We start from the raw sequence: 17468 nt of genomic DNA, 5'->3' as shown, positions 1-17468 counted from the left end.
ACGCAGCCCAAACTCGCTGCGCTCAGACATGGGCTGCTCTTCGACCCCGCCGCCCTGCGATGCTCGGCTCGCTCTACGGCTCGATTCAAGTCAAAGGCTGAAAGCCAAAGCCAAAGCCAAAGCCAAAGCCAAAGGCAAAGCCAAAGGCAAAGGCAAAGGCAAAGGCAAAGCCCAAGCCCAAACCAAAGCGAAGCCAAGCCAAGCCAAGCCAGAAAAACGGGGCCGATAACCGAGGCCGAAAGTGCAGCACCGGTGACGATCGTGAGCACGCCGTCCGACCGCGGCGTGCTTGAGGCAAGCGCGTCGTCGCTAACCAGAACCGATTCTGCGCGCGCAAGAAAAAAGCCGCGCAATTGCGCGGCTTTCTCAAGCAGAGCGAACCGTCAGCGCTGCGCGATCGCAGGCCGCAGGTCACGCCTCAGCCAATCGTCGACCAGCTGCTTCTCGTAACGTAATGCATCGCTGTTCATCGCGCTGCCGGCGCGGCTGAGGAAGCCCATGTCCCGCAGCTCGCGGGGGCCTTCGGCGATCACGGTGCCGTTGGCATCGCGCAGCACGAAATCGAGATCGATCCGCGGCGGGTAGTGGTCCTTGATGATCCGCACATGGTCCATGCGCGGTCCATTCCACGGCTCGTACATGCCGGCCCGGCGGATGTCGCGGATGGTCACGTCGAGCGTGCTGCCGGCCGGCAGTTCGCGTTCCGCGCGCTGACGCACGTAGCGCGCGATCTGCTCGACCCAGTCGCCGCGGCGCGCTTCCCAGCGGTTGCCGCTGAGGCGGATATCCGAAAACGCTTCCGGATCGGTCCATCGCACCGCCACCGGGCTGTCGCCGGTGAGGCTGTGGGGCAGTTCCGGATCGGTGACATCGTTGCCGGCAAGCGCCGGCATCGCAAGGGCGCTGAGCGCGGCGGCGAGCAGCAGGGGCAGGGATCGGCGATTCATTGCAGGGACTCCCGACTGCGCGGGCAATGTGCGCAGGATGAGGACTGGAAGTCGATCATGCGCCGGGTGGGCTTAACCGGCAATCAAAGCGTCCGGGCGATTCAGTCCAGGAGGAAGGCATGAGGTCGGGCGCGGAACCGTTTCAGCATCAGTCGCGCGCCACTGAGATATAGAAACGTCACCATGGGCCATGCCACAAACATGCCGATAGCAAAACGGTCGGCTGGAAGCCGTAAAAAGCCGATCGTCATGGTCATCGTGACGAGCGCGATCAGAGGAGTCATCATCGCGAAGGTCCAGGTTGAGTCAACCGCACGTCCTGCGAGTGCGCGCATGCAGAGCATCAGACTGCCTGCGCTGACGCCTATCCACATTGCCGCTGTTAGCGCCATATGGATCGAAGGCATCCCGCGCTGCCATGCAAGAATCGATAGCGCAATAAGGACGAAAAGCATCAAATGACCCAAGCGACGCATCATGCGACTGAGCAAAGCCGCACTCGCGGCTTCGGGGCTTCCCAATCCGGGCAGCAGCGCAACTTCGGAGAACTCGCCGGAAAGGCGTTGGCGCTGGCTGTGTAGACGAGAAGCCAAGATCCAGCCGGAGGCCAGGAGGCTGATCACACCGCCACACAACGCGGCGTCTCGAAGAGAGGTAAGCGATTCGTTCAATGGGACAATCAGCATTGCAACTGTCAGCACAGCGATGAGCCCGAATTGTCTAGCCGCATCTCGGGGCGTCGCGCTTCCCATCGAGCCCCCGAGACAGGCACCGATCGCACCGGCTGGATCATGAGGTCCAGCAATATCGACTCGTGTCGAGGGCGAGAGCCAACCTGCCTGCGCTCGCCAATGGTTGGCGTCGAGTTCGCTTCGAGCCATGCCGGATTCAATGACCCCCGCTTGGTGATTGAAAACGATCGCTCTTCGCCAGCGAGGGATTTCCTCTGGCTCATGTGTTCGCACGACGCTGCACCAGCGCCATGCGACAAGTAACGCGGTCGAGGCAATCAACGCCGGCAATATTACGGGCAAGTCCAGTGCGAGCTGCAGCCAGGGATGCAGCCTGGGTAATAAACTTAAAAACGTCGGAGCCAGAATTAGCGCAATCATCATGAGCCACGCGAGAGGCCAAGGGATGAGCATGATGAGCAAGCCTACAAGTGCGCCGAGAGCAGGCTTTCCTAGGGCGTGTAGCGGTTCTGCACCTGCGAGGGCCACAAGAAGCATCCCGGGGAGCAGCACCGTTGCAATGGCGCCGATCAACAGCGCGCGCGCGATCGCAGCGCGGACTCCCGGCAGGCACGTACTTGCAGACTGCGCCTGCAGCAGCGCAAGTCGTCCGAACCACGCATTCCATAAGATCATATTTCCGATGATCAATAAACGGATAAGTGCCTGCGGCACCTGCGCAGGGTCGTCGGCCGAATGGGAGCCGAAGAAAGCGACGAGAATGAGAGTCAGACAGATGGCCGAAGCCCAAACACGATGACGGAGTTTGGTCGCGGCGCTCAGCACCAATAGCGTCGTGGGCAGTGCTGTCTTCTGGAAAGCGCGGGTAATGTGGGCGCTCATGCCGACACCTCGATGAACAGATCCTCCAACGGCAGCGCCTCGGCACGTACGCCGGGCACGCGCAGCAAATCGGGCCAGGGTTCGTCTTCGCCGCGCAATACAGTGATCGACAGGCCGCCGTAGGGATGCGGACGACGCGAAACCTCGCCGGGCACGTCCTCGCGCAGCTGCGCAGCCACCGCTTCGGGCACGTGCAGGCGCAGGTTGCGTTCCTTGAGACTGTCGAGCTCGCTGTGCAGCAGCAGTTGGCCCTCGTGCAGGAAAGCGACATGCGAAGCGACGCGTTCGAGATCGGACACGATGTGGGTCGAGAACAGCACCGTGGTGCCGGAGTCGCCGGCGCGCGAGGCGATCTCGCGCAGCAGTTCGCGCCGGCCGACCGGATCCAGCGCCGAGGCGGGCTCATCGAGCACCAGCAGTTCGGGTTGCGGGGCGAGCGCACGCACGATGGCGACGCGCTGGCGCTCGCCGGGGGAAAGTTTCGCGAGCATGCGGTTGCGCGGCAGCTGCCAGCGCTCCAGTGTCGCGTCGACGTAGGCGGCGTCCCAGCGCGGATAAAAACGCCCGACGAAATCCAGCATTTCGCCGACCTGCAGCCACGCCATCGCTTCGGGTTGTTGCGGCACATAGCCGAGCCGCTGCTTGATCGCATCGGTGAGGCGCAGCGCTGGCTCGCCCCAGACGGTGGCGCGACCGGCATCGGGTTCGATCAGGCCGAGCATCGCGCGGATCAGCGTGCTCTTGCCGGCGCCGTTGCGGCCGATCAGCCCGAGCACTGCGCCGGGTTCGATCGCCAGCGACACGCCGCGCAGCACACTGCGGCGGTCGTACTGCTTGATCAGACCGTCGACGGCGAGCGGCGCCGTGGTGTCGAAAGCGGTGTGGGAGCGTTCGAGCATGGCGTTCATTGCGGATCCTCCGTGAGTCGGGTCTTGAGACGGGCGAGCAGGGCGTCGGCCGGCAGTTCGAGTTCGCGCGCCTGGCGCGCCAATGCATCGAGTGCGGGGTCGATCAGTCCCCATCGCGCGGCGAGGTCGGGCGGCGCGGCGAAATCGGCGACGACCATGCCCTTGCCGCGCAGGCGCAGCAGCACGCCCTCGGCCTCGAGCTGGCTGTAGGCCTTGGACACGGTCATAGGGTTGATCGCATGCAGCGCGGCGACGTCGCGAACCGAGGGCAGCGCCTCACCGGGCTGCAGCACGCCGCCCGCGACCAGCCGCCGGATCTGACCGGTGATCTGCCGGTACAGCGGCTCGGCGGCATTGGGCTGGATCGAGAGCAGGCTTGCGTCCATGTGTATCAATACAACAATACACTTACCGCGTTGTCAAGCGTGCTGGTGGTCAGGGGGGGAAGATGCATGCGACGCCCACCCGCCGACCGCTAAGCTCTGGCGCATGCGCACCCCCGTGCTCCGGACAATCCTGATCCTGTCGCTGCTGATGTCGCCGCCGCTGCTCCGGGCCGCTGACGCGACACTCGAAACGTTGTCCGCCGCGGCGCCGGCGCTCGATCGGGAGGTGCTGTCGCTCGCACTCGACGCACGCGCCTGCGCCAAACGCGCGCACAACGTGGGCCACCGGCTCGCGGTCATCGACTATTCGCGTCCATCCACCGAAATCCGCATGTGGGTCTTCGATGTCCAACGCGGGCGCCTGTTGCATGCCGAACACGTCGCGCATGGACGCGGCAGCGGCGACAACCTGCCCACGGTGTTCTCCGATGTCGAAGGCAGCTACCAGTCGAGCCTGGGCCTGTTCTCGACCGCCGAGACCTACACCGGGCAGAACGGCTACTCGCTGCGGATGGACGGACTGGAGCCCGGTATCAACGGCCGTGCGCGCGAGCGGCTGATCGTCATGCACGGCGCCGACTACGTGGACCCGGATCAGGCCCGCCGGCAGGGCCGGCTCGGGCGCAGCTGGGGGTGTCCGGCGGTGCGTGACGAAGTGGCGCAGGCGGTCATCGACGATCTCAAGGATGGGCAACTGCTGTTCGCCTATGCCAACGATCCGGCATGGCGGCGTGATTCGAAGCTGTTGCGCTGCCCGGCACGCTGAACGGGCCGCACGCGGCTTCACACGGCCGGCGCGCGCGCGCCACGAGCATGCGGCGTCACAAGCCCAAGGAACGACACCATGCCCGCCCACTGGATCCGCACCGCCCGCGCGCCTGTCTGCGCATTCGCCATGCTGCTGGTCGCAGCGCCCGCGTTTGCGCAGGACGCCCCCGCAGGTGACGACACCGCGCAGAGCGCCGAAGCGTCCTCGGCATTGACGGTCGAATCGGTCAATGCGGCGGACATGGACGCCGGCGATGCGGCGATGTTGCGCACGCAGGTGCTGCTCGATCGCGTGCACTTCTCGCCCGGCGAGATCGACGCACGCGGCGGTACCAACACCACACGTGCGATCGCCGCGTTCCAGCGCTTTCGCGGCATCGAGGCGAGCGGCGAACTCGATGCGCGCACCTGGGATGCATTGACCGGCGACGATGCACCCGCGCTGCTCGCGCACACGCTGACGGCCGAAGACGTGGCCGGTCCTTTCGTCAGCGTGCCCGACGACATGATGGAGAAATCGAAGCAGGATGCCCTCGGCTTCGAAAACGTGCTCGAGGCGCTGGGCGAACGCTTCCATGCATCGCCCGCGCTGCTGCGCCGGCTCAATCCCGGCAGCGACTTCAAGGCCGGGACGCGCATCGTGGTGCCGAACGTCGCCGAGGCCGCGGCCCTGGCCGAGCCTGCGCGCGTGGTCGTGAGCAAGTCGGATTCGGTTGTGCGCCTGGTGGATGCCGGCGGCAAGGTCTATGCGCAGTTCCCCGCATCGACCGGTACCGAGCACGATCCGTTGCCGATCGGCGAATGGAAGATCGAGGGCGTCGCCACCGATCCCACCTTCCACTACAACCCGGAGTTGTTCTGGGATGCAGATCCGTCGCACGCCAAGGCGGCGTTGCCGGCCGGCCCGAACAATCCGGTCGGCACGGTATGGATCGATCTGTCGAAGCCGCATTACGGCATACACGGCACGCCCGAGCCGCAGAACATCGGCAAGACCCAGTCGCACGGCTGCATCCGCATGACCAACTGGAGCGCACGCCGCGTGGCCGATGTGGTCAAGCCGGGCACGGTCGCACTACTGGAGGAGTAAGCGATGAAACGGCCGGGAATCTGGATCGCGCTGATTGCGGTGCTGCTGCTGGCCAATGTTGCGTGGTTCTTCTGGCAGGGCGGCCCGCTGTTCGAGCGCAGCGCGAGCGAGACGAATGACGCCGCCGATATCGCGCCTGCGCAGACAGCGCCTGGCAGTGCGGCCTCAGGTGTCACGTCTCCGCCCGCCCCTGCAGGGGTGACCGCGGCGCCGCCGGCAGTGCAGCAGACCGCTGCACCTGTCGTGGCCACCACAGCGTCTGAAGGTCTGTTGCTGCCGGTGCAGGGCATCGCCATCACCGATATCCAAGACACGTTTGGCGATGCACGCGGCGGCGAGCGGCAGCACGAGGCCCTCGACATCATGGCGCCGACCGGCACACCGGTGCTCGCCGTGGCCGACGGGACGATTGAGAAACTGTTCACCAGCGATCGCGGCGGGCTGACGATCTACCAGTTCGAACCCAGCGGGCAGTTCTCGTACTACTACGCCCATTTGCAGGCATATGCGCCGGGTTTACGCGAAGGTGCGACGGTAAAGCGCGGCGATGTGCTGGGCACCGTCGGCAGCACCGGCAATGCGGATCCCGCAGCGCCGCATCTGCACTTCGCGATCTTCCGGCTGACGCCGGAGAAGCAGTGGTGGACCGGTACGCCGGTCAATCCGTATCCGCTGCTGCGTGCAGCGGATGGCGCGGCCACATCTGTGCAGCCGTAAGCGCCGACGATCACGCAAAAAAAAGAGGCGGCCATCTGGCCGCCTCTCTCATATCTGCGCAACCGGCAGCACCGGACCGCGGAAAGTGCCTGCGCCGTTACGGCATCAGCACCGTGTCGATCACGTGGATCACGCCGTTGCTCTGGCGCACGTCGGCCGTGGTCACGCGCGCCACGTCACCCTTGGCGTCGGTCAGCGTGACGGTCTCGCCGTCGAGCTGCGCGGTCAGCTCGGCGCCTTCGACGGTGGTGAGCTTGGCGGTGCCGCCACCGGCCTGGATCTGCTGCACAAGTGTTGCAGCATCGACGTTGCCGGGAACGACGTGGTAGGTCAGCACCTTGGTCAGGTCGGCCTTCATTTCCGGCTTCAGCAGACCGTCGACGGCGCCGGCCGGCAGCTTCTCGAACGCGGCGTTGGTCGGCGCGAACACGGTGAACGGGCCCGGGCCCTTCAGTGTGTCGGCGAGACCGGCGGCCTGGACCGCGGCCACCAGCGTGGTGTGGTCCTGCGACGTGGCGGCATTGGTGACGATGTCGCGGTCGGCGAACATCGGCGCGCCACCGACCATCGGATTATTCGCCTGCGCGGCGGCATCGGCCTCGGTGGAGGTCGCCGCAGCGGGATCGGCCGACATCGGCGGCGCGGTAAGGGTGGCATCGGCAGCCGGCGGCGCGACGGCGGCGCTGGTGTCGGTGGCGGCGTCCTGCTGGCAGGCAGTCAGGGCAGCGATGGAGGTGAGCAGCATCGTGGCGAGCAGAGTGCGCTTCATGGTGTCTTCTCAGAAGTCGTCCGGGGACGGTGAGTGGCCTGACGCACATGCGGCAGGTTCGCTCATCACTACGCACATGGAAGGCCGGCTGGATGCATCACGCCGTTCTTACATATGCACCGCCCGAAGCGGCGTCTGAGGGGGCGGTCAGTCCAGCAGCGGCTGCAGCGCCGGCCACACATGGTCGAGTAGTTGCGCCTGCACCGCGGCCGTCGGATGCAGGTTGTCGTCCTGGAAGTTCGCCCGGTCGGTGGCGATCGGCTCGAGCAGGAACGGCAGCAGCGCGGTGTCGAAGGTCTTCGCCAGCAGGCGATAGTTGTCCTCGAAGCCGCGGGTGTAGTCGGTGCCGAGATTGGGCGGCATGCGCATGCCGACCAGCAGCACCTGTGCGCCGACGTGCTGGGACGCGCCGATCATCCGCGCCAGATTGCGGCGCGCATCGGCCAGCGGCAGACCGCGCAGGCCGTCGTTGGCACCGAGCGCGATGATCACGATGTCGGGCTGTTCGCGGACCACGGCCTGGACGATTCGCGATGCACCGCCCGCACTGGTCTCGCCGGAGATGCTCGCATTGACCACGCGCCAGCCGGGGGCATCGCGCTGCAGGCGCTGCTGCAGCAGCGACACCCAGCCTTCGCCGGCCGACATGCCGTAGCCCGCGGACAACGAATCGCCCATGACCAGGATCGTCCGTGTCGAGTTGACCGGCTCGGGCGCCACAGACGTGTTTTGCGCCTGCGCGTTCAGTGCACACAGCACAAGGAGACAACCGATGGCACATTGCATGGAGGCGCGGAAGGCCCCATACCGGACGCGCTTAATCATTGTTTAAACCCCGTCTTCGAAGATGGCTGCCACTCGTGCAGGCGCACAAAGGAACATCATGGCCGATTCAAACCCAGCGCAGGCTGAAACCCGCCACGCCCTCGTCGTCAAGAGGCTCGGCAAGCGCGTCTCGCTGCCGTCGGGCGAGCTGACGATCCTGCAGGACGTGGGCTTCCGCATCGGCCGGGGCGATACCGTGGCGATCGTCGGGGCGTCGGGTTCCGGCAAGAGCACGCTGCTGTCGCTGCTCGCCGGCCTCGATACGCCGAGCAGCGGTACGGTGGTGCTCGATGGCGCGCCGATCTCGACGCTCGACGAGGACGGCCGCGCGAAGGTGCGCGGCGAGAAGGTCGGCTTCGTGTTCCAGAGCTTCCAGTTGCTGCCGTCGCTGACCGCGCTGGAGAACGTGATGCTGCCGCTGGAACTGCGCGGCGACCGCGAGGTCGAAGGCCCGGCCCGCGACGTGCTCGCGCGCGTGGGGCTGGGCGAGCGCCTGGGCCATTACCCGCGCCAGCTCTCGGGCGGTGAGCAGCAGCGCGTCGCACTCGCGCGTGCGTTCGTGACCCGGCCGGCGCTGCTGTTCGCCGACGAGCCCACCGGCAACCTCGACACCGCGACCGGCCAGTCGATCATCGAACTGCTGTTCGCGCTCAACGCCGATGCCGGCACCACGCTGGTGCTGGTCACCCATGACGATCATCTGGCGCAGCGCTGCAAGCGTCGCCTGCGTATCGACAGCGGGCGTCTGGTCGCCGACGAGGCGATGACCGCATGAGGACCGCCGCTCTCGCGTGGCGCCAGTTGCGCCGCGATTTCAAGGCCGGCGACATCCGCATCCTGTTCGCCGCGCTGGTGCTCGCGGTCGTCGCGGTCACCGCGGTCGGCTTCGTCACCGATCGCGCCGAACGCGCGCTGGCGATCGAGGCCAACCGCCTGCTGGGCGGCGATGCGGTGGTGCGGGGCGATGCGCCGATCGAGGGCGCGATCCGCGAGGCATCGACCGCAGCCGGCCTCGAATCGGTCGACACGATCGAGCTCGACAGCATGATCCGCGTCGGCGCGGGCGACACCGCGAATCTGCAGCTCGGCGACGTGCGTGCGCTCGGCGACGGCTTCCCGCTGCGCGGCAGCTTCCGCATCGCCGGCGCCGATGGCGTCGAGCGCAATGCCGAAGCCGTGCCCGAGCCCGGCACCGCATGGATGAGCCGCGCCGGCGCCGACACGCTCGGCGCATCGGTCGGCGACACCGTGTTTCTCGGCGACCGCAGCTTCCGCCTGACCGCGCTGGTGCTGCAGGAACCGGATGCGTCGATCGATTACTTCAATGTCGCGCCGAAGGTGTTCCTGCACCTGTCCGATCTTGAAGCCACCGGCCTGATCCAGCCGGGAAGCCGCATCCGCTATCGCTTGGTGATCGCCGGCGACGCGAACGCGGTCGACGGCTTCGCATCGGCCGCGCGCGCGAATCTCGGCCGCGGCCAGCGTGTGGAAACCATCGGCGATGCGCGTCCGGAAATACGCTCCTCGCTGGACCGTGCCGGTCGCTTCCTCGGTCTCGCCGCGCTGGTGTCGGTGATCCTCGCCGCGGTCGCCGTGGCGATGGCCGCGCGTCAGCATTCGGCGCGGCATCTGACCTCGGTCGCGGTGATGCGCTGCATGGGCGCGCAGCAGCGCACCCTGGTCGGCATCCACGTCGGCGAACTGCTGCTGCTCGGCGTGATCGCCTGCACGCTGGGCGTGGTCATCGCGTTCGGCCTGCAATGGGGCATCGGCCGCTGGCTGGAATCGCTGCTGGGCCTGTCGATACCCGCGGCCGGGCTGATGCCGGCGCTGCAGGGCTACGGCGTCGGCCTCGTCGTGCTGATGGCCTTCGGTGCGCCGCCGGTGCTGGCGCTGCGCCGTGTGCCGGCCTTGCGCGTGCTGCGTCGCGATCTCGGTGGTTTCGAACCGAGCGCATGGCTGGTGGGCGGCGCCGGGTTCGTCGGCCTGGCCGCGTTGCTGTGGTGGAAGGCCGGTTCGGCGACGCTGGGTGGCGCGATGCTCGCCGGCATCGCCGCGACGTTCGCCGTGCTCGCGCTGCTGGCTTGGGGCCTGATCCTGCTGGTGCGCGCGCTGCGGTCGCGGCTGCGCGGCAGCCTGCGCTACGGCCTGGCCAATGTGAGCCGGCGCGCGGGCACCAGCGTGGCCCAGGTCACCGCGCTCGGGCTCGGCCTGATGGCGCTGCTGCTGCTGACCTTCGTGCGCACCGATCTGCTCGACCGCTGGCAGCTCGCGATCGGCCAGGACGCGCCGAACCGCTTCATCATCAACGTGCAGCCCGAACAGCTCGATCCGGTGCGCGCCTTCATCGCCGATCAGGGCGTCGATGCACCGGTGCTGTTCCCGATGATCCGCGCGCGTCTCATCGAGCGGAACGGGGAGCCGGTGCGCGGCGAGGACTTCGCCGGGCGCAGTGGCGACGAGGCCCAGGACCGTCAGGCCCAGCGTCGCGCCGAACGCGAGTTCAATCTGTCGATGCAGAGCGACCTGCGCGACGACAACCGGGTCACCGCCGGCACCTTCTGGGGCGACACCGCGCCGGCCACGCCGGAGATCTCGGTCGAAGAAGGCTTCGCCAAGGACCTGGGCTGGCAGCTCGGTGACCGCATCGTCTTCGACATCGCCGGCCAGCGGTTCGAAGCGCCGATCACGAGTTTCCGCAGCATCGAGTGGGAGAGTTTCCGGCCGAACTTCTTCGTCGTCGCCTCACCCGGCGCGCTGGATGCGTACCCGGCCAGCCACATCACAGCGGTCCGCGTTCCGGGCGACAAGCCGCGCTTCACCGCCGATCTGGTGCAGCAGTTCCCGAACCTGTCGGTGGTCGATATCGACGCGGTGCTGACCCAGGTGCGCAGCACCGCCGACCAGGTGTCGACGGTGGTGCAGGTGGTGTTCTGGTTCTCGCTCGCGGCCGGCGTGCTGGTGCTGCTGGCGGCGGTCAGCGCCAGTCAGGACGAGCGCCTGCTCGAAGGCGGCGTGATGCGCGTGCTCGGCGGCAAGCGGGCGCAGTTGCGACTCGCGCAGGCCTCGGAATTCGCGGCCATCGGCCTGCTGGCGGGGCTGGTCGCGTCGATTGCAGCGTCAGTACTGGCCGGCGTGATTGCGGTGCAGGTGTTCGACCTGCCGTGGACGCCGAACTGGGCGCTGGCCGCGGCCGGCGGTGGCATCGGCGTGCTGATGACGCTGCTCGCCGGCTTGTGGGCGACGCGCAAGGTGCTGGATGCACCGCCGTCGGTGACGCTGCGCGCGCTGCAGGAGTGAGTGCGCGACATCGCGCGTGCGTGGACACATCGTCCCTCGCCAGCCGGTGCGCGTGACTCATGGTGTGCCCAGTGTTGGTTCGCATACCGCGACGCGCCGACTGCGCTGGTCGATCAGCACGACGCTGTCCTGCAGCGCGTGCGCGCCGACCAGCGCTTCGGGGAAGCGTGTCGAGACCCGCACCTCGAAATCGGATAGCGAGAGTGCCCCGATCCGCAGCGGTCCGCGCAGCCGTGCGCGCCCGCCGTCGATGTCGCCATTGCTGAGCGTCAGGCGGTCCTGGGTCATTGACGCAGCGTCGGGCATCGCGTCGTAGTGCGCCTGCGGCAGCACCAGGGTCACGTTGGCCCCGGTGTCGAGCTGCGCTTCGATCTGTAGATCGCCGATCGACACCGGAATGCGGAACGGCCGCTCATAGGCGAGTGTGCCGGGCTGACCGGCCGTCAGGCGCTGGATCCGGCTGAAAGACAATCGCCGCTTCGGGTAGTCGATCGAAAGCAGGCCGTCGGCGAAGAATTCGCGCGCGAGGATGCCGTCGAACGCCGCATCCGCGGACTGGCGCGCGTTGTAGTCGCGCGTGATCGCGACCACATCCTCGTGGCGCAATGTGCCGAGCGTGAGACTGCGCAGACGGAGCGTGTCGGCCTGTGCGGTGCTGACGCCGTCGGAATTGGCGGCGCTTCCTTCGCGCGGCAGGCCGAGCGCATCGGCCAGTCGCGTATCCGCCCGTGCGATGCCGCTGGCGCCGGTGTCGATCGCGAAACGAAACGGGCCAGCGCCGTCGACCTGCGCCGCGACATAGACGCGTCCGTCGACAAGGTCGAAGGGCACATCGACCAGTGCGTCCGACGCAGACAGCGCCAATGCGCAGGCATCGTGCAGGGGCGCCGCGGCATGTGCGGTGCATGCGCCGAACAGCGTACATACAGCGAATGCGAGATCACGGGCGTGGCAGAAGCGCCCGGTGCGTGCAGCGGAAGCAGACAGGGTCATGAAGGTGTGCTCGATGGCCGGCCACCGCGTGGCTTGGTCTTCGCGATCGGGCGATCAGAAGATAAGAGCTCTGTCCCGGCCCGCAGGCCGGGCGCGGTGTGCGATCAGCGGACGCGGCGCGCCAGCGCGAAGGCGACGAGATTGCCGATGCCGGTGGCGCCGAGTAGCAATGCGACCACGCCCGGGCTGACTTCGGTCCAGCCGAGCGCTTCGATGCCGGCGAAGCCGAGCGCCAAAGCGACCAGGATCGTGCCCCAACGCAGCGACGCCTGGCGGCGCCGGCTCTCCTCGCCGTCGAGAATCGAACGCAGCATGTCCTCCGAGCCATTGGCGGCGACCATCTGCCGCCGCGTGCGCGCATCGACGACCGCCTTGATGGAGAGATAGACACAGACGAACAGGGCGATCGGAATCAGGATGGCGAAGTCCATGGGGCGGGTTCCGTTGATTGGAGTGCGGGGTTCGAAGACTGGGATGCGGCGAACGCGCAGGCGGTTGCAGTTGGCGTCGCCCGTCCGTGCCCCGGTTGTCTTGCAACCGCCGGCCCGTCCGGCGTATCCCTGTCTGCAATGCCGCCTGACGAACCGACATCCGAGGACATGAGACGCGCCGACCGCGCGTTGGTCGCCGAGGTGCTGTCCGGCGCGCCGGGTGCGTTCGAGCGTCTGGTGCGATTGCATCAGGGCCTGTGCTGGCACATGATCGAGCGCATGGTCCGCCACCCGGAAGACACCCGCGAGCTGTGCCAGGAAGCGTTTCTGCGCGTACACCAGGCCTTGCACCAGTACCGGGGCGAGAGCGCACTCAAGTCATGGATCGCGCAGGTCGCGTACTCGGTGGCGAAGCGGCACCTCGAACGCCGGCGCATTCCGCTGGCCGATGTGCCCGATGATGCCGACGGCCTGTCGCTGGCGGAGCGCGTCGCCGACGGCTTCGATCTCGAACAGGCAGCGTCCGACCACGAAATGTCCGCGCGCCTGCATGCCGCGATCGATCGGCTGCCGCCGCTGCAACGCACATTGCTGACGCTCTATCACCTCGACGAACTGCCGATTGGCGAGATCGCCACCATCACCGGGCTCGCCGATGGCACCATCAAGAGCCACCTGTTCCGCAGCCGCAAGCTGTTGAGAGAGTTGCTGGAACCACGACTGGGAGTTTTCGCCGCATGAACCGGGTACCGGGTCTCGAATCGAATGACGCGCGCTGGCAGGCGCAGGAGCGCGCGCTGACTGGCGTGTCATCGGATGCAGGCGATGCACTTCTGCGGCACGCCCTGCGTACGCTGCCGTCGTCTTTGCCACCCACCGATTTCGCAGCGGGTGTCGCGCACGCCGCCATGCAGGTCAGGGCCAGAAATGCGAAAGCCGATCGCAGCGATCAAATACTCATGAAACTGCTCGGCGCTGCAATGGCGGGTAGTGCCGTGATCTGTGCGTTCGTATACGGCAATGCAATCGCGACAACCGCCGTGTCACTCCTCGGAGAGAACGCGCTGCAATGGGCCGGCCTAGGAGGGCTGTGTGTCGCCGTTTCAGTTCTGCCTTGGGCTGGCGTTCTCGCACATACAAGGCGCGTGGGTCACGGCGGCTGAGGTCAATCAGCAGATTCGCGAGCGGCTCAATGCGGCGCGTATGGGCTTGCTTCCCCGCAGGGCACTTGGAGATGGGCCGGTTTCAGGGACATGCTTTCTTCGAGGCCAGGGGCGACGCGATGGCCCACTTCATCCCACACGCATTCCAGCCGCTCCGAGGCGCATCGGATTCAGCCGACGATGGTTTCCTCGGCCTCGAAGCGCCGCGCGTACTCGCGCTCCTCGCTGACCCGCTGCACCTCTTCGTGCGCGATGTCCGGGCCGCCATAGACCGCGTAGACGACCTCGTCGTCGCGCTTGCCGATCGCATGCAAGCGATAGCGCGACTGGCCGCCGCCCGTGTCGGGCGGATAGCGGTGTGGCGGCTCGGCGCCGTCGAGATCGAGCTCGCTGTTGTCGATCGTGCCGCCAACGAACAGGGCGTGGATGGGCATGGAGGTCTCCTCTGTGGGGTGTGTGGTCATCGTGCAGACGGCGATGTTGCGGTTTCATCAATCTCGCGTTCGCTGCGCGTGCGAAGCCGGGCGCCGGCCGGCGCAGCGGCGGGGCCGGTAGAATCCACGGCCGTCCCGCCCTGCCCGAGCCGATGTCCGATCCCGCCCTCGACGCCCTGTTCCTGCCGCTCGAACAGCGCCAGATCCCGTGGCCCGACGATGGCGCGCTGTTCCTGCGCGCGCGTCCGGGCGTGCCGACGACCGGCGGTCGCTGGCCGGGTCTGGTTTGCGAGCAGAGCTTCAAGCCGCTGCATGCGGCCCTGCAGCGCGCCGGCCTCGACGCGCTGCCCGGCGACGCCGGGGATGTCGCACTGCCGCGCAAGCCCCTGGTGCTGGTGCTGCCGCCGCGCCAGCGCGACGAATCGCGCGCGGTGCTGGCGCGCGCGCTGCAGGCGGTGACGCCGGGCGGCTGGGTGCTGGCCAGCGTGTCGAACGACGAGGGCGCGAAATCCGCGCAGGACGATCTCGCGAAGCTCGCCGGCAACATCGGCGCGCTGTCGAAGCACAAATGCCGCGTGTTCTGGGCGCAGGCCGGCGACACCGTCGACACCGCGCTGGTCGAGACCTGGGCCAGGCTGGACCGTCCGCGCGAGGTACTCGGCGGCCGGTTCCACAGTCGCCCGGGCGTGTTCGCCTGGGACCGCATCGATCCCGCGTCTGCGCTGCTGGCCTCGCATCTGCCGACGACGCTGGCCGGGCGCGGCGCCGATCTGGGCGCCGGCTACGGCTATCTGTCCGCCGAGCTGCTGCAGCGCTGCAAGGGCATCACCGCGCTGGACGTCTTCGAAGCCGAGGGTCGCGCGCTGACGCTGGCGCGCCGGAATCTCTCCGCACTCGGCGCGGGCGCGACGCTGACCTACCACTGGCACGACGTGACCACCGGCGTGCCGCAGGGCTATGACGTCATCGTCAGCAATCCGCCATTCCACGCGCACGGCCGTGAGGGCCGCCCCGATATCGGGCGTGCGTTCATCGGCGCTGCCGCGGTCGCCTTGAAGCCGGGCGGCGCGTTGTGGCTGGTCGCCAATCGGCATCTGCCGTACGAAGAGGTGCTCGATGCGCGTTTCAGCGAGGTCAACGAGATTGCCTCCAGCGGCGCATTCAAGGTGATCCACGCAGTGCGCGCCCGCGCCACGCCCGCGAGGCATCGCGCATGAAGCTGGTCAAACTGCTCGCCAATCTCGGCTACGGCAGCCGCAAGCAGGTCGCTTGGATGTTCCGCGAAGGCCGGGTGACCGATGCGGCAGGCGAGGTCTTGTACGCCGACGACCAGGTCGGCCATGACGACGTGCGCGTGGATGGCGAACCGCTGGATCCGGCGCTCGGCCTGACCCTGCTGCTGCACAAGCCGTCCGGCTACACCTGTTCGACCAAGGACACCGGGCGTCTGGTCTACGACCTGCTGCCGCCGCGCTTCCGGCTGCGCTCGCCGGTGCTGTCGACAGTTGGCCGGCTGGATCGCGATACCAGCGGCCTGCTGCTGTTCACCGACGATGGCCAGCTGCTGCACCGGATCATCTCGCCGAAAGCCGCGTTGCCGAAGGTCTACGAGGCCACGCTCGCCGAGCCGTTGCGCGGCAACGAAGCCGTGCTGTTCGCCAGCGGCGCGATGCTGCTGGAGGCGGACAACACGCCGCTCAAACCCGCGGTGCTCGAGGTGCTGGCACCGACGCAGGCGCGGCTGACGATCACCGAAGGCCGCTATCACCAGGTGCGGCGCATGTTCGCCGCGGTCGGCAATCACGTCGTCGCGTTGCATCGCAGCCGCGTCGGCGGGCTCGAACTCGGGGCGCTGGCGGAAGGCGAATGGCGCCCGCTCGATGCCGGCGATATCGAGACACTGATGGCGGCACATGGCTGAGATCGCACCGCTGCCGTCGCGGCCCGCGGCGGTGATTTTCGATATGGACGGGCTGATGCTCGACAGCGAGCGTGCGATTCTCGAATCGTTGCGCGCCGCGGCGGTGGATCATCGCGCGGACATCGATCCGGATTGGTGGCTGTGCCTGATCGGCCACACGGACGCGGTCTGCCGCGCTCGTCTGGGCACGCACATCGGCGACAGCGCAGCTGCGGCGCTGCTCGATGACGGTCATGCGCGCTATGTCGCGATCGCCGAACGCGGCCTGCCGCATCGGCCGGGCATCGTCGACTTGCTGGATCTGCTCGTCGCGCACGACATGCCGCGCGCGGTCGCGACCTCGACGCGGTCGCCGCTGGCGCAGCGCAAGCTCGCAGCAGCGGGACTTCTGACGTATTTCGATGTGGTCTGCACCAGCAGCGACGTCGCGCAGCCGAAGCCCGCGCCGGATGTTTATCTGCTCGCCGCCGAACGTCTCGGTGTGTCTCCGTCGCAGTGTCTGGTGCTGGAGGATTCGCCGACGGGCGTGCGCGCCGCGCTCGCGGCGGGCATGACCGCGGTGCAGGTGCCGGATCTGCTGGCACCGGACGACGACGTGCGCGCGCTCGGGCATCGCATCGTCGCGTCGCTAGAGGACGCACAGGCGCTGCTTGCACCGTGGCTGATGGCGAAGCAGACAGACTGATCGACGTCGCGGCGCTCTACCCACCCTGCAAAGCGCACGTGCCCTCACCGTAGGATGCGCAGAGCGCAGCGAAATCCGGCGGCCACACGCCTCAGGTCTGCGGTCGCAACCGCGCCAGCTCGCTCGCGCGCTCGGTGGTCATCTGACGCCTGCAATCCACCGACATCACCGTGGCCAAAGTACCGCCCTCCGGGTCCGCCAGGAACCTGCAGTTCGCGTCCCTGTACTGCACCCACAGCCGCTGCGCGGTGCGCAAACGGGCCTGTTGGCCTTGGGTCAAAGCGGCCAGCGTTTGACGGTACTCGCTGTTGAGGCGTGCATCCTGCAGCACAATCTCGGCATCGATGCAGTTGAGCATGTCGACGGTCACGCCTTCGGCGGCGTCCATACAGCGCATGAAGCCGGCGGACCCGTCCTCGGCCGCGGCGGGCGCAGCGTGGGCCGTCGCGAAAGCCAGCACCAGCAATGGGAACATGCTGCGGAAGGGCGTCGACATGCGATGCGCTCGTGGAGGGGGACAGTCGCAGTGTGGGTACGACGCCTGCGGACGACGTGAA

At 67.5% G+C, this 17468-nt stretch carries 21 protein-coding genes; 11 read left to right on the top strand and 10 right to left on the bottom strand.

Annotated elements, in window-relative coordinates:
• Positions 1-229, top strand: a 229-nt coding sequence (locus J2X52_RS16735; RefSeq protein WP_310156032.1) for a hypothetical protein, incomplete at its 5' end; no start/stop codon positions are given.
• A gap of 154 nt (positions 230-383) precedes the next feature.
• Here J2X52_RS16735 and J2X52_RS16730 read toward each other — a convergent pair.
• From J2X52_RS16730 to J2X52_RS16715, 4 genes are all read right to left on the bottom strand, one after another.
• A complete protein-coding gene (locus J2X52_RS16730; protein WP_310156028.1) occupies positions 384-947 on the bottom strand; it encodes a DUF3016 domain-containing protein in 564 nt (187 codons plus the stop codon).
• Positions 948-1048: 101 nt separating this feature from the next.
• Complete coding sequence (locus J2X52_RS16725; protein WP_310156026.1) at positions 1049-2521, bottom strand: hypothetical protein; 1473 nt, start codon at positions 2519-2521, stop codon at positions 1049-1051.
• Positions 2518-3429 carry an ABC transporter ATP-binding protein gene (locus tag J2X52_RS16720; RefSeq protein WP_310156023.1) on the bottom strand — a complete coding sequence of 304 codons (912 nt, stop codon included), beginning with the start codon at positions 3427-3429 and terminating at the stop codon, positions 2518-2520. The genes J2X52_RS16725 and J2X52_RS16720 overlap by 4 nt, the downstream gene beginning before the upstream one ends.
• The gene (locus J2X52_RS16715) at positions 3426-3815 is read right to left on the bottom strand and encodes a GntR family transcriptional regulator (protein WP_310156020.1); all 390 of its coding nucleotides are present in this window, start codon (positions 3813-3815) and stop codon (positions 3426-3428) included. The genes J2X52_RS16720 and J2X52_RS16715 overlap by 4 nt, the downstream gene beginning before the upstream one ends.
• 115 nt (positions 3816-3930) lie before the next feature.
• On the opposite strand from J2X52_RS16715, the gene J2X52_RS16710 reads away from it, so the two are divergent.
• From J2X52_RS16710 to J2X52_RS16700, 3 genes are all read left to right on the top strand, one after another.
• Entirely contained in the window at positions 3931-4581 is a 651-nt protein-coding gene (locus tag J2X52_RS16710; protein ID WP_310156017.1) for a murein L,D-transpeptidase catalytic domain family protein, read from the top strand.
• A gap of 243 nt (positions 4582-4824) precedes the next feature.
• Positions 4825-5673 (top strand): L,D-transpeptidase, encoded by an 849-nt coding sequence (locus tag J2X52_RS16705; RefSeq protein ID WP_310156045.1) that lies wholly within the window; start codon positions 4825-4827, stop codon positions 5671-5673.
• Between the two features lie 3 nt (positions 5674-5676).
• On the top strand, positions 5677-6390 hold the full coding sequence (locus J2X52_RS16700; RefSeq protein ID WP_310156014.1) for a peptidoglycan DD-metalloendopeptidase family protein: 714 nt from the start codon (positions 5677-5679) through the stop codon (positions 6388-6390).
• A gap of 97 nt (positions 6391-6487) precedes the next feature.
• Here the strand turns inward: J2X52_RS16700 and J2X52_RS16695 are convergent, their stop codons facing one another.
• Entirely contained in the window at positions 6488-7024 is a 537-nt protein-coding gene (locus tag J2X52_RS16695) for a fasciclin domain-containing protein (protein ID WP_310156041.1), read from the bottom strand.
• A 282-nt stretch (positions 7025-7306) separates the two neighbouring features.
• On the bottom strand, positions 7307-7837 hold the full coding sequence (locus tag J2X52_RS16690; protein ID WP_310156010.1) for an arylesterase: 531 nt from the start codon (positions 7835-7837) through the stop codon (positions 7307-7309).
• Positions 7838-8042: 205 nt separating this feature from the next.
• Between J2X52_RS16690 and J2X52_RS16685 the strand changes: the two genes are divergently transcribed.
• Positions 8043-8759 (top strand): ABC transporter ATP-binding protein, encoded by a 717-nt coding sequence (locus J2X52_RS16685; protein WP_310156007.1) that lies wholly within the window; start codon positions 8043-8045, stop codon positions 8757-8759.
• Positions 8756-11284 (top strand): FtsX-like permease family protein, encoded by a 2529-nt coding sequence (locus J2X52_RS16680; RefSeq protein WP_310156006.1) that lies wholly within the window; start codon positions 8756-8758, stop codon positions 11282-11284. Before J2X52_RS16685 ends, J2X52_RS16680 begins: the two co-directional genes overlap by 4 nt.
• A 57-nt stretch (positions 11285-11341) precedes the next feature.
• Here the strand turns inward: J2X52_RS16680 and J2X52_RS16675 are convergent, their stop codons facing one another.
• Together J2X52_RS16675 and J2X52_RS16670 are read right to left on the bottom strand one after the other, a co-directional pair.
• Positions 11342-12277, bottom strand: a complete 936-nt coding sequence (locus tag J2X52_RS16675) for a pepsin/retropepsin-like aspartic protease family protein (protein WP_310156003.1) — start codon at positions 12275-12277, stop codon at positions 11342-11344.
• A 104-nt stretch (positions 12278-12381) separates the two neighbouring features.
• Positions 12382-12708 carry a hypothetical protein gene (locus J2X52_RS16670; protein ID WP_310156000.1) on the bottom strand — a complete coding sequence of 109 codons (327 nt, stop codon included), beginning with the start codon at positions 12706-12708 and terminating at the stop codon, positions 12382-12384.
• A gap of 138 nt (positions 12709-12846) precedes the next feature.
• Here J2X52_RS16670 and J2X52_RS16665 point away from each other — a divergent pair, with 138 nt between their 5' ends.
• Both J2X52_RS16665 and J2X52_RS16660 read left to right on the top strand, forming a co-directional pair.
• Positions 12847-13449: a sigma-70 family RNA polymerase sigma factor gene (locus J2X52_RS16665; RefSeq protein WP_310155997.1), complete on the top strand. Its 603-nt coding sequence runs from the start codon at positions 12847-12849 to the stop codon at positions 13447-13449.
• On the top strand, positions 13446-13871 hold the full coding sequence (locus tag J2X52_RS16660) for a hypothetical protein (RefSeq protein WP_310155994.1): 426 nt from the start codon (positions 13446-13448) through the stop codon (positions 13869-13871). Before J2X52_RS16665 ends, J2X52_RS16660 begins: the two co-directional genes overlap by 4 nt.
• Before the next feature lie 170 nt (positions 13872-14041).
• Here J2X52_RS16660 and J2X52_RS16655 read toward each other — a convergent pair whose 3' ends face one another.
• Positions 14042-14299: a hypothetical protein gene (locus J2X52_RS16655; RefSeq protein ID WP_310156038.1), complete on the bottom strand. Its 258-nt coding sequence runs from the start codon at positions 14297-14299 to the stop codon at positions 14042-14044.
• Between the two features lie 158 nt (positions 14300-14457).
• Here J2X52_RS16655 and J2X52_RS16650 point away from each other — a divergent pair, with 158 nt between their 5' ends.
• The 3 genes from J2X52_RS16650 to J2X52_RS16640 are packed head-to-tail and all read left to right on the top strand — an operon-like array spanning position 14458 to position 16911.
• Positions 14458-15522: a class I SAM-dependent methyltransferase gene (locus tag J2X52_RS16650; protein ID WP_310155990.1), complete on the top strand. Its 1065-nt coding sequence runs from the start codon at positions 14458-14460 to the stop codon at positions 15520-15522.
• On the top strand, positions 15519-16226 hold the full coding sequence (locus J2X52_RS16645) for a 16S rRNA pseudouridine(516) synthase (RefSeq protein WP_310155987.1): 708 nt from the start codon (positions 15519-15521) through the stop codon (positions 16224-16226). Before J2X52_RS16650 ends, J2X52_RS16645 begins: the two co-directional genes overlap by 4 nt.
• Complete coding sequence (locus J2X52_RS16640) at positions 16219-16911, top strand: HAD family phosphatase (RefSeq protein WP_310155985.1); 693 nt, start codon at positions 16219-16221, stop codon at positions 16909-16911. The genes J2X52_RS16645 and J2X52_RS16640 overlap by 8 nt, the downstream gene beginning before the upstream one ends.
• A 91-nt stretch (positions 16912-17002) precedes the next feature.
• Here J2X52_RS16640 and J2X52_RS16635 read toward each other — a convergent pair whose 3' ends face one another.
• Positions 17003-17407, bottom strand: coding sequence for a lysozyme inhibitor LprI family protein (locus J2X52_RS16635; RefSeq protein ID WP_310155983.1), 405 nt, complete (start codon positions 17405-17407; stop codon positions 17003-17005).
• Between the last annotated feature and the right edge of the window lie 61 nt (positions 17408-17468).

The sequence above is a fragment of the Luteimonas sp. 3794 genome (assembly GCF_031456825.1).
Taxonomy (GTDB): Bacteria; Pseudomonadota; Gammaproteobacteria; order Xanthomonadales; family Xanthomonadaceae; genus Luteimonas.
Note: the sequence above shows the minus strand (reverse complement) of the source record. Positions and strands in the feature narration are given on the sequence as shown.